This window comes from Pseudoflavonifractor sp. BSD2780061688st1 E11 (assembly GCF_005844125.1).
Classification (GTDB): domain Bacteria; phylum Bacillota; class Clostridia; order Lachnospirales; family Lachnospiraceae; genus Sellimonas; species Sellimonas catena.
This window is the reverse complement of the sequence record NZ_SPHM01000015.1, coordinates 24,520-36,854: the sequence shown is the minus strand read 5'-3', so window position 1 is coordinate 36,854 and position 12,335 is coordinate 24,520. Positions and strand designations below refer to the sequence as shown.

Here is a 12,335-nt window from a genome sequence, read left to right as displayed (position 1 = left end):
GAATCCATGTATATTTTTCTTTGACGGAAAGATACTAATATAAATATGTATGAAATAAAAAATCGAAATATTAAATGCAAAAATGAAAGTTGAACACCGGGAAAGGTCATGATATACTGTATATATCAATGAATGCAGGGGTGGTGAATGCAGTGGAGAAACAGTTTATCAGAATTGAGAATATTACGATAGAAAACTTTAAAAATGTGAAGAAGGGAACGATTAGCTTAAAAAACAGAAGAAAGAATTATCGTGCAAGTATTCTTGGCTTATATGGACAAAATGGGTCAGGAAAAACGGCACTCATTGATGCAGTACAGTTATTGTGTTTTGCATTATGCAGTCAGCCAATTCCAGAAAAATATGCAGAATATATTAATGTAGAGGAGCGGACTTCTACATTAAAATTCCAGTTTATATTGCAGCAGGAGGACTATTGCTGTAATCTTTGGTATCAGTTTTCTATGGAAAAAGTTATAGACGAATCTCCTTATCATGATAACAAATTGGAAAATTCTAAAACGAAGTATAAAGTCAAGATTTTTGATGAAGTATTGAGTTATGGGTACACATCAAATGAGAAAAAAATTCGGAAAGGTCCGTTGATTGATACAAGCGCAGATGGAATTTTTCTCCCAAAATCAAAGTATCAGGAACTACTGGGAAACAGCACGGAAGACGTGACAGAGATGCTCGTGACAAAAAGGCTGGTTCAAGAGCAGTCCAGAACATTTATTTTTTCCAGAGAAATGATGAGGCGCTTCCGGGAAAACTGTCAGGTAAAGTTGTATTTGGATATTTTGGAAGGATTGCATCGATTTGGAAACAGAGAACTGTTTATAATTGATACGGAGCACGAGGGGCTAATCAATATGAATGCGCTTCCGCTGGCTTTTAAATATAAAGATGATACTTCAGAATCCTTTGGAAGTCTTTTGCTTCCATTGAATATCCCAGCATCAATTCCGGAAAAGGCAATGGAAATTGTTAGAAAAATTATTGCGAATATGAATATTGTGCTGCAGGAATTAGTTCCGGGGCTGACGATTGATATAATTGATTTGGGACCGGTTGTGGAAAAAGATGGAAGCCTGGGAAGAATGATTCAATTAATGTCTTTAAAAAACAACAAGGCGATTCCGTTTCGGTATGAATCAGAAGGAATAAAAAAAATCGTTTCGATTTTACAGTTGTTGATTGTAGTTTATAATAACCCATCAATTACTGTAGCAGTAGATGAACTGGATACAGGGATTTTTGAATATCTTCTCGGAGAACTGCTGCACATTATTTCTGAGAAAGGGAAGGGACAACTTATCTTTACTTCACACAATCTCAGACCATTGGAGACACTGGACAAAGGGTTTGTTGCGTTTACAACAACAAATCCGGAAAATCGGTATATTCGGTTTACAAATGTAAAAGGAACAAATAATTTACAGGACTTTTATTATCGAGATATTGTTCTTGGGGAACAAAATGAACAAGTATACTGTCCAACAAATAACTACGAGATTGCGTTAGCATTTCGAGAGGCGGGTGAGACATTTGTCCCATAGAAAAATTGTGCTTGTTATTGTGGAGGGACCCTCGGATGAGACGGCGCTTGGCGTGGCATTGAGTTAACTTTTCGACAGAGATAAAGTTTACATTCATATTATGCATGGGGATATTACATCCAGAAAGGGAGTTCAATCATCTAATATTATTTCTAAACTCGGAAATGAAATACGAAAGTATGCAAATTCCCAACATTATAAAGCAAAAGATTTTAAACAAATTATCCATATTGTAGATGCAGATGCCGTGTTTATACCAGATGAAAAAATTATTGAAGATGAATCGGCTAAAGAGATATTATATCAATCGGATGGAATTCATACACAAAAGCCTGATGAAATTATAGAGCGGAATCTTCAAAAAAAGGAGAACTTATACCGGTTAAGAAAAACGGGGCAGATATGGAATATCCAAATGGGCTTATATTGAAGAGGGGATGAATTCGATTGAACGTCATACAAATTTATGTATCGGTATTGAAGAAGAAGTAAAGAACTAACCCAAAAGAGGGTGCAGAGGAGTCGCCGCAAAGATGCGGGGACTCCTCTGCCTACTGTAGGAAAAGATATTATCCCGGGGAACCAGCGCTGCCTATCGTAAAGAAAAGAGCAACTCGTCGTAAGTTGGATATGGCAGGTAACTCCCCGGAATGATGGCTTCAGCCTGATCCACGGAGGCACGGAGGGTATCCATGTCTTTCAGAATTGAATCATGATAATAGCGTGCGGTCTCAAGTGGTTCCTCCATCTGTTCTGCCTTTTTTGTGTCCTCGGTGAGAGCGGCCAGAGCAAGTACGATCTGTTCGGAAGATTCGGTCAGCGTCTGGACGATTTTTTCTTCGTAGGACGCGGACAGGGACGGAAGGAGTTTCCGTTTGTCAAGCGCTTCCTTTGTCACATCGGATACATAGGCAAAAAGTGCCGGTGTGAAGTCTTTTTTCACCATGTCCTGCATGGTCAGAGACTCGATATGGATCGTCTTGGAGTAGTTTTCCAGAATGATTTCGTACCGGGAGTAGATTTCTTCCTTTGTGAAAATCCGATGTTTTGTAAAGAGGTCGATATTCTTTTCGGCGATAAACTGCGGCAGAGCATCCGGCAGGGATTTCAGGTTGAAAAGTCCGCGCTTTTTCGCTTCTTCCACCCATTCATCGGTGTATCCGTTTCCGTTAAAGAGAATACGCTTATGCTGCGTAATCATGGATTTTAAAAGTTCCTGAATCTGTTCTTCCATCTGTTCTTCCGGGACGTCTTTGAGCACTTCGTAGATCCGGTTCAGAGATTCTGCGACAGCGGTATTTAAGATGACGTTTGGCTCTGCGACGGACAGGGCACTTCCCGGCATACGGAACTCAAATTTGTTTCCCGTAAAGGCAAACGGTGAGGTACGGTTCCGGTCAGTTGTGTCTTTGGCAAAATGCGGCAGCACTTTTGCACCGATCTCCATAAGAATCTGCTTCTGCTTGAGAAAGTCGGTTCCTTCTTCGATGGATTTCAGTACGGAGGTCAGTTCATCGCCGAGGAAGATGGAGACGATGGCCGGAGGCGCTTCGTTGGCTCCAAGCCGGTGGTCATTTCCTGCACTTGCAACGGAGACACGCATCAGATCTGCGTAATCGTCCACAGCCGCGATAACTGCCATCAAAAAGACAAGGAACTGTGTATTTTCCGCCGGAGTTTTCCCGGGATCGAGAAGGTTCTCGCCGGAATCCGTGACGAGGGACCAGTTGTTATGCTTTCCGCTTCCGTTGACACCTTCAAATGGTTTTTCATGGAGAAGGCAGGCAAGATGATGGGAGTCAGCGATTTTTTTCATCATTTCCATGGTCAGCTGGTTGTGGTCGACCGCCACGTTTGCTGTATCGAATACCGGTGCAAGTTCGTGCTGTGCCGGTGCGACTTCGTTGTGCTTCGTCTTGACCGGAACACCGAGTTTCCAGAGCTCTTCGTCCAGATCATGCATATAGGCAGCCACCTTCGGTTTTAAGACACCGAAGTAGTGATCTTCCATTTCCTGTCCTTTCGGGGCCGGAGCGCCGATCAGCGTCCGTCCGCAGAAAAGCAGGTCCTTCCGTTTTTTATAAAGATCCTTGTCTACCAGAAAGTATTCCTGCTCGGACCCGATGGTCGTATCGACTTTTTTCACTTTTGTATTTCCAAGAAGATGAAGAACTTTCAATGCCTCCTTGTTCAGAGCTTCCATGGAGCGAAGCAGAGGAGTTTTCTTATCCAGGGCTTCACCATTGTAGGAACAAAAGGCAGTCGGAATATAGAGAGAGCCGTCCTTGATAAAAGCAGGGGAAGTCGGGTCCCAGGCGGTATATCCTCTTGCCTCGAAGGTGGCACGCAGGCCGCCGGAAGGGAAGCTGGATGCATCCGGTTCTCCTTTGATCAGTTCTTTCCCGGAAAACTCCATGATGACCTGTCCGCCGCCCACCGGGGAAATAAAGCTGTCATGCTTTTCCGCTGTAAATCCGGTCATCGGCTGGAACCAGTGGGTAAAATGGGTTGCGCCGTGCTCGATGGCCCATTCTTTCATGGCAGCGGCAACGGTATTTGCCACATCAAGCTCCAGGTGTGTTCCGTTCTGTATGGTTTTGTGAAGTGCCTTGTAGGTGTCTTTTGGAAGACGTTCGCGCATGACTTTGTCATTGAATACAAGACTTCCGTAAAGTTCCGGTATGGTTTTTGATACTTCTTTCATCATATAGAGACTGCTCCTTTCATTTCCTGAAGAAATCATGCATGAATCCGCGGATCCATACAACAGAAAAAGGCACTTCGGACAATGTCCAAAGCGCCTTTGCTTTATGCTGTGTAGTATAAACACAAAACAAGAAATCTGTCAATCCTTTTTTTGAAAAATAATAAAAAAAGAAAAAAACCCTTGCAAAACCGAAAAAGACCATTAAAATGTCTTAATATGAACGCGGTAGGTAATAACCACTTTGTTTTTTCTATTACAAGATGATGAGATCAATGGACGGAGGAAGGAAAATGAAGACATGTTTACAATATGATCAGTATCAGGAAACCGGAGTCAGAGAAGAGTGCGGTGTGTTCGGCATTTACGATTTTGACGGGAATGATGTTGCGTCATCGGTTTATTACGGGCTCTGTTCTCTGCAGCACAGAGGACAGGAATCCTGCGGTATCGTTGTATCCGATACAAAAGGAGACAGGGGAAACATCGCATATCATAAGGATCTTGGACTTGTCAGCGAGGTATTTAAGCCGGATACGCTGTCATCTCTCCATGGAAATCTTGGAATCGGACATGTCCGGTATTCAACAACGGGAGGCTCTACAAGAGAGAATGCACAGCCTCTTGTTTTGAATTATATCAAGGGGACGCTGGCTCTTGCGCATAATGGAAATCTGGTCAATGCTGCAAGTCTGAAAGAAGAACTCGTATACGGAGGTGCCATTTTCCATACAACGACAGATTCCGAGATGATTGCATATTATATTGCGCGCGAGAGAGTCCATACCAGAAATGTGGAGGAGGCTGTTCTCCATACAGCAAGACGGATCCGAGGTGGATATGCTCTTGTCGTGATGAGCCCGAGAAAACTGATCGCCGTGAGAGATCCGTTCGGTCTGAAACCGCTCTGTATCGGAAAGAGGAACAATGCTTACATTGTCGCATCGGAGAGCTGTGCCCTTGCATCCGTAGGAGCAGAGTTTATCCGGGACATTGAGCCGGGAGAGATGGTTGCAATTACGGAAAAAGGCATCACGTCCAATAAGGAACTGCAGCAGAAGGAGCGGGCACACTGTATTTTTGAATACATCTATTTTGCGCGTCTGGACAGTGAGATGGACGGCATTAAAATCTATGATGCCAGAATCCGTTCCGGACGGGCCCTGGCAAAAGCGTGGCCTGTGGATGCGGATCTTGTGACCGGTGTTCCGGAATCCGGACTTACGGCAGCAAAAGGATATGCCATGGAGGCAGGACTTCCATTCGAAATCGCCTTTTATAAAAACAGCTATATCGGAAGGACCTTTATCAAACCGACACAGAAAGAAAGAGAATCCAGTGTCAAGCTGAAATTGAACGTTCTGGAATCTGTTGTAAAGGATAAACGGATTGTACTGGTGGATGATTCCATCGTTCGGGGGACCACGATGGCCAACCTGATTCAGATGCTGAAAAAGGCAGGGGCAAAAGAGGTTCATGTACGCATCAGCGCCCCTCCGTTTCTGTATCCATGTTATTACGGAACGGATGTACCGTCCAATGAGCAGCTCATTGCGGCGGACCATACAACAGAAGAAATCCGTGAAATTATCGGTGCAGATTCCCTCGGATACATGAAAATTGAGGACCTGCAGACAATGGTAGGAGATCTGGGGATTTGTAAAGCATGTTTTGACAACCACTATCCGGTTCCTGCGGAAAGCGAAAAAAAGGGATTTACAAACGAAGAAAATTAGAGTATAGTAATGGAATAATAAAAAAAGAAAAGAGCATATGGCAATAAAGGCGGCAAAGGTGTCGATAAAGAAACGCAGGACGAAAGCGGTTTCGGGCACTTTTGCCCCCTTTTTATTTGAAATTCCATCCTGCCGGATGGAGGAAAGTCGTAAGGAGGTAACAGAAAGAATGGTAAAATATGTATTTGTAACAGGCGGAGTGGTATCCGGACTGGGGAAAGGAATCACGGCAGCGTCACTTGGAAGGCTGTTAAAAGCAAGAGGATATCAGGTGACCATGCAGAAATTTGACCCGTATATCAATGTGGATCCGGGAACGATGAATCCAATCCAGCACGGGGAAGTGTTTGTGACGGATGACGGAACGGAGACGGATCTGGATCTGGGACATTATGAGCGGTTCATTGACGAGAGCCTGGATAAGAATTCCAATGTCACCTCCGGAAAGATTTACTGGTCTGTGCTAAATAAAGAGCGCCACGGAGATTACGGCGGAGGCACTGTTCAGGTGATTCCGCATATTACAAATGAGATCAAAGAACGTTTTTACCGGGCAAAAGATCCGGGAGAGGACCGGATCGCCATCATTGAGGTGGGAGGCACTGTAGGGGATATCGAAAGCCAGCCGTTCCTGGAGGCGATCCGACAGTTTCAGCATGATGTGGGAAAGGAGAATGCGATCCTCATCCATGTAACGCTGATTCCGTATCTGAAAGCATCCGGAGAAATGAAGACGAAACCGACTCAGGCAAGCGTTAAGGAACTGCAGCGGCTTGGAATCTGGCCGGACATTCTGGTCTGCCGTTCCGAGTATCCGGTACCGCAGGAGATGCGGGACAAGATCGCACTCTTCTGTAATGTACCGTCAGAAAATGTTCTTCAGAACCTGGATGTGGACTATCTCTATGAAGCGCCGCTTGCCATGGAAAAAGAGCATCTGGCACAGGCGGTTTTAAAATGCCTGCATCTGGAAGACAGAGAGCCGGATCTTCAGGACTGGATCGAAATGACCGAAGCGCTCCGTCATCCAAAGCAGGAAGTCGAGATTGCCATCGTAGGAAAATATACCCAGCTTCACGATGCCTACCTCAGTGTGGTGGAAGCATTGAAGCACGGCGGAATCAGCTGCCATGCGGATATTCAGTTTAGATGGACGGACTCGGAGGAGATTACAGAGGAAAACCTGGAGGAGAAGCTTGGAGGCGTGGACGGAATTCTCGTACCGGGCGGATTCGGAAAGCGTGGAACGGAAGGGATGATTCTTGCGGCGGACTATGCGAGAAGAGAGAATATCCCGTATCTTGGAATCTGCCTTGGAATGCAGATGGCGATCGTTGCCTTTGCCCGGTATGTGGTCGGCTATCACGATGCGGACAGTATCGAGTTCCATCCGGAGACGCTGCATCCGCTGATTGCGCTGATGCCGGATCAGAAAGATGTGGAAAACATCGGCGGAACACTCCGTCTTGGTGCATATCCATGCGTACTGGATGAACATTCCAGAAGCTGTGCGCTCTATGGCAAAACAGAGATTTCCGAGCGGCACAGACATCGTTATGAAGTCAATAACGATTACAGGGAAGTGCTGGAAAAGGCAGGGCTTCATCTGGCAGGACTGTCACCGGACAAACGGATTGTGGAAATGATTGAGATCACAGATCATCCGTTTTATGTCGGAACTCAGGCTCATCCGGAATTCAAATCCAGGCCGAACCGTCCGCATCCGCTGTTTGCGGGCTTTGTCAAAGCGGCGGCAGAGCATCAGAAATAGAAACGAAGCGAAAGGAAGAAACAGATGAAAGGAAAACAAGGATTGTACTGCCCGATGCTGGAGCACGATAACTGCGGAATCGGCGCAGTCGTAAATATAAAGGGAAAAAAGACACACCGGGTAGTCAGCCAGGCGCTTGAGATTGTGGAAAATCTTGAACACCGGGCGGGGAAAGACGCAGAAGGAAAGACCGGAGACGGAGTCGGAATTCTGCTTCAGATTTCCCATTCTTTTTTCCGCGAAGCATGTAAAAAAGCACAGATCGATATCGGGGAAGAACGGGAGTACGGAATCGGGATGTTTTTCTTCCCGCAGAATGAACTAAGGAGAAACCAGGCCCGGAAAATGTTTGAGACCATCGTGAAAAAAGAAGGACTTACCTTTCTTGGGTGGCGGGAAGTCCCGGTCTGCCCGGAAGTACTCGGAAAGAAAGCAAAAGACTGTATGCCGAAAATTATGCAGGGGTTCGTGGCCAAGCCGGAGGATGTAGAAAAGGGGCTGGACTTTGACCGCAGGCTTTACGTTGTAAGGAGAGAGTTTGAGCAGAGCACAACAGAAACCTATGTGGTCTCTCTTTCCAGCAGGACGATCGTGTACAAAGGGATGTTTCTCGTAGGACAGCTTCGCACCTTTTTCACGGATCTGCAGGATGAGCGGTATCAGTCCTCGATTGCACTGGTACACTCCCGGTTCAGCACCAATACGGAGCCGAGCTGGCAGAGGGCCCATCCATACCGGTTTATTGTGCATAACGGAGAAATTAATACCATTCAGGGCAATGCGGATAAGATGCTGGCAAGAGAGGAAAACATGTCCTCCCCGTATTTTGAGGGCAAGCTTCACAAGATTCTGCCGGTAGTGGACCGGAGCGGTTCTGATTCCGCGATGCTGGATAATGCGCTGGAATTTCTTGTGATGAACGGTATGGATCTGCCTCTTGCGGTCATGTCTGTCATCCCGGAGCCATGGGCAAACAATGATACACTGACACAGGCGAAGAAAGATTTCTATCAGTATTATGCGACCATGATGGAACCGTGGGACGGTCCGGCATCGGTCATGTTCAGTGACGGAGACATTCTCGGCGCAGTACTGGACCGGAACGGTCTCCGCCCTTCGAGATACTATATTACAAAAGACCATCACCTTTATCTGGCCTCCGAGGTCGGTGTGTTAGAGGATATCCGGGAGGACCAGATCCTGGAGAAAGGAAGAATTCATCCGGGGAAAATGCTGGTGGTGGATACAATCGGACAAAGGATCATCAACGATGATGAGCTGAAAGAATACTATGCGAAGAGACAGCCGTACGGCGAATGGCTGGATCAGCATATGATGGAGCTGAAGGATCTGAAGATTCCGAACAGGAAGGTGGAGCAGTATACAACGGAAGAATGTGCAAAGCTCAGAAAGGCCTTCGGATATTCTTATGAGGAATATCATGATTCCATCCGGACCATGGCATTAAACGGTGCGGAAGGCATCGCGGCGATGGGAGTGGATACCCCGCTTGCAGTGCTTTCAAAAGAGCATCAGCCGTTGTTCTATTATTTTAAACAGCGGTTTGCGCAGGTGACGAACCCTCCGATCGATGCGGTCCGGGAGGAGATTGTGACATCTACAAGCGTGTACATCGGAAAAGAAGGAAACATCTTAAAAGAGCAGCCGGAAAACTGTCAGGTTCTGAAAGTCAACAATCCGATTCTTTCCGACACGGATCTTCTGAAGATCAAGGATATGAAAAAACCGGGATTCTGCCCGGCGGAAGTTTCCATCATCTGTTTTAAGAACATGCCGATGGAAAAGGCGCTGGACCGTCTTTTTATTGAAGTGGACCGTGCCTATAAGGACGGGGCTACAATCCTGATTTTGACAGACCGGGGCGTGGACGAAAACCATGTGGCGATTCCGTCGCTTCTGGCGGTTTCCGCAGTGCACCATTATCTCGTGCGGACGAAAAAGAGTACGTCCATGCCGATCATTCTGGAGTCTGCAGAGCCAAGAGAAGTCCATCATTTTGCGACGCTTCTCGGATACGGCGCAAGCGCGGTGAACCCGTATCTGGCGCATGAGACCATACGGGAGATGATTGAAAACGGACTTCTGGAAAAAGATTATTATGCGGCAGTTTACGATTACGATCAGGCAATTTTGAATGGAATTGTCAAGATCGCTTCCAAGATGGGAATTTCCACAATCCAGTCTTATCAGGGATCCCAGATTTTTGAGGCTGTGGGAATCTCCAAAGAAGTGATCGACAAATATTTTACCCATACCGTCAGCCGGGTGGGAGGCATCACCATGAAGGAAATCGAAGAAGATGTGGAACGGCTCCACAGTCAGGCATTTGATCCGCTGGGGCTGGATACGGACCTGACACTGGAGAGCATCGGACGCCACAGTTTCCGAAGCCAGGGAGAACATCACCGGTATAATCCGGAGACGATCCACCTGCTTCAGCAGTCGGTATGGCAGAATGATTACCAGATGTTTAAGGAATATACCGGGAAGATTGACAAGGAGAAAACCGGGTATCTGCGAAGTCTGATGGAGTTCAACTATCCGGAAAACGGCGTCCCGATCGAGGAAGTGGAAAGCGTCGAATCCATTGTGAAACGGTTCAAGACCGGCGCCATGTCCTACGGTTCCATTTCCCAGGAGGCACATGAGGCACTGGCCCTTGCTATGAATGCGATCCATGGAAAATCCAACAGCGGGGAAGGAGGAGAGTCGCCGGAACGTCTCCTGACCAAGGGGACAAAGGAGAACCGGTGCTCTGCCATCAAACAGGTGGCAAGCGGAAGATTTGGCGTGACGAGCCGGTATCTGGTGAGCGCCGACGAGATCCAGATCAAGATGGCACAGGGGGCAAAACCGGGAGAGGGCGGACATCTGCCGGGAAGGAAAGTGTATCCGTGGATTGCAAAAACACGGTACTCCACACCGGGCGTGAGCCTGATTTCCCCGCCGCCTCACCATGATATCTATTCTATCGAGGATCTGGCACAGCTGATCTACGATCTGAAAAATGCGAATAAGGATGCAAGAATTTCGGTGAAACTCGTATCCGAGGCAGGAGTTGGAACGATTGCGGCCGGCGTTGCAAAAGCGGGAGCGCAGGTCGTGCTGATCTCCGGATATGACGGTGGAACCGGAGCTGCTCCGGGAAGTTCCATCCACAATGCAGGGCTTCCATGGGAGCTGGGACTTGCGGAGGCACACCAGACTCTTCTGAAAAACGGTTTGAGGAACCGGGTGCACATCGAGACGGACGGAAAGCTCATGAGCGGCCGGGACGTAGCGGTAGCAGCGCTTCTTGGAGCGGAAGAATTCGGATTTGCGACGGCTCCGCTTGTGACTCTCGGGTGTGTCATGATGCGTGTATGCAATCAGGATACCTGCCCGATGGGCGTGGCAACACAGAATCCGGAGCTGCGGAAATGTTTTAAAGGGAAACCGGAGTACGTTATTCATTTCATGGAATTTATCGCACAGGAACTTCGGGAATATATGGCAAAACTTGGTGTACGGACGATTGATGAAATGGTAGGCCGCACGGATTTGTTAAAAGCAAAGGAACAGCCGGAAAACGAGCGTGGCAGGACCATTGATCTGAGTGCGGTCCTGGATCATCCGTATACCGGAGAAAACAATATCAAAGGGGAGTATGATTTCGGGCTGGAAAAGACGCTGGATGAAACGGTGCTGATCAGGGAACTTGGAGAAAAGCTTGCCAAGGAAAAACCGGGCCGGGTGGAGGTCCGCGTAAAAAATACAGACAGGACATTCGGCACCATGTTCGGTTCCGAGATTACCAGACGGTATCCGGAAGGGGTGCAGGAAGATATGTATACAGTGGAATGCACGGGAACCGGAGGACAGAGTTTCGGAGCATTTATTCCGGCAGGGCTTACGATCCGCCTGTCCGGGGACAGTAATGATTACTTCGGAAAAGGACTCTCTGGAGGGAAGCTGGCCGTGTATCCGCCGAAAGAAAGTACTTATCGGGCAGATGAAAACATGATTGTCGGAAATGTGGCGCTTTACGGCGCAACTTCCGGAAAAGCATTCATCTGCGGAATGGCCGGAGAGCGGTTCTGTGTGCGCAACTCCGGAGCAACAGCAGTGGTGGAAGGCGTGGGAGACCACGGATGCGAGTACATGACAGGAGGAAGGGTTGCCGTTATCGGCAGGACCGGAAAGAACTTCGCGGCAGGTATGAGCGGCGGTATCGCCTACGTGCTGGATGAGGAGAATTCGCTGTACCGGAACATCAACAAGTCCATGATTTCCATGGAGGAGATTACGTGGAAATCCGAGGCGGAAGAATTAAGAGGGATGATCCGGGAACATGTGGAGGAGACCGGTTCTTTAAAAGGCCGGATGATTCTGGAACATTTTGATGAGTACCTTCCGAAGTTTAAAAAGATCATTCCAAATGACTATAAAAAGATGCTTGTCCTGAGCAAACACTATGAAGAGATGGGACTTGGAAGCGAGCAGGCCCAGATCGAAGCATTTTATGAGAGTACAGGACAGAAAAAGATGGGAGGGAACCAGTAGCG

The 12,335-nt window shown here is 47.3% G+C and carries 6 protein-coding genes; 5 read left to right on the top strand and 1 reads right to left on the bottom strand.

Annotation, left to right across the window (positions count from 1 at the left end; translation table 11 throughout):
* The first annotated feature begins 152 nt into the window (after positions 1-152).
* The gene (locus FGQ85_RS08630) at positions 153-1,559 is read left to right on the top strand and encodes an AAA family ATPase (protein WP_138373235.1); all 1,407 of its coding nucleotides are present in this window, start codon (positions 153-155) and stop codon (positions 1,557-1,559) included.
* A gap of 100 nt (positions 1,560-1,659) precedes the next feature.
* The gene (locus FGQ85_RS08625) at positions 1,660-1,989 is read left to right on the top strand and encodes a hypothetical protein (protein WP_138373234.1); all 330 of its coding nucleotides are present in this window, start codon (positions 1,660-1,662) and stop codon (positions 1,987-1,989) included.
* Positions 1,990-2,151: 162 nt separating this feature from the next.
* Here the strand turns inward: FGQ85_RS08625 and FGQ85_RS08620 are convergent, their stop codons facing one another.
* Positions 2,152-4,263, bottom strand: coding sequence for a glutamine synthetase III (locus FGQ85_RS08620; protein ID WP_087168178.1), 2,112 nt, complete (start codon positions 4,261-4,263; stop codon positions 2,152-2,154).
* A gap of 293 nt (positions 4,264-4,556) precedes the next feature.
* On the opposite strand from FGQ85_RS08620, the gene purF reads away from it, so the two are divergent.
* The 3 genes from purF (at position 4,557) to gltB (ending at position 12,333) form a co-directional block, all read left to right on the top strand.
* On the top strand, positions 4,557-5,999 hold the full coding sequence (gene purF / locus FGQ85_RS08615; RefSeq protein WP_242958942.1) for an amidophosphoribosyltransferase: 1,443 nt from the start codon (positions 4,557-4,559) through the stop codon (positions 5,997-5,999).
* Positions 6,000-6,168: 169 nt separating this feature from the next.
* Positions 6,169-7,770 carry a CTP synthase gene (locus FGQ85_RS08610; protein ID WP_138373233.1) on the top strand — a complete coding sequence of 534 codons (1,602 nt, stop codon included), beginning with the start codon at positions 6,169-6,171 and terminating at the stop codon, positions 7,768-7,770.
* Positions 7,771-7,794: 24 nt separating this feature from the next.
* On the top strand, positions 7,795-12,333 hold the full coding sequence (gltB, locus tag FGQ85_RS08605; RefSeq protein ID WP_138373232.1) for a glutamate synthase large subunit: 4,539 nt from the start codon (positions 7,795-7,797) through the stop codon (positions 12,331-12,333).
* Positions 12,334-12,335 lie beyond the last annotated feature (2 nt).

Coding starts and splice junctions, on each gene's coding strand:
- FGQ85_RS08625 (WP_138373234.1), top strand. CDS start 1,660: ATGCATGGGGATATTACATCCAGAAAGGGAGTTCAATCATCTAATATT.
- FGQ85_RS08620 (WP_087168178.1), bottom strand. CDS start 4,263: ATGAAAGAAGTATCAAAAACCATACCGGAACTTTACGGAAGTCTTGTA.
- purF (WP_242958942.1), top strand. CDS start 4,557: ATGAAGACATGTTTACAATATGATCAGTATCAGGAAACCGGAGTCAGA.
- FGQ85_RS08610 (WP_138373233.1), top strand. CDS start 6,169: ATGGTAAAATATGTATTTGTAACAGGCGGAGTGGTATCCGGACTGGGG.
- gltB (WP_138373232.1), top strand. CDS start 7,795: ATGAAAGGAAAACAAGGATTGTACTGCCCGATGCTGGAGCACGATAAC.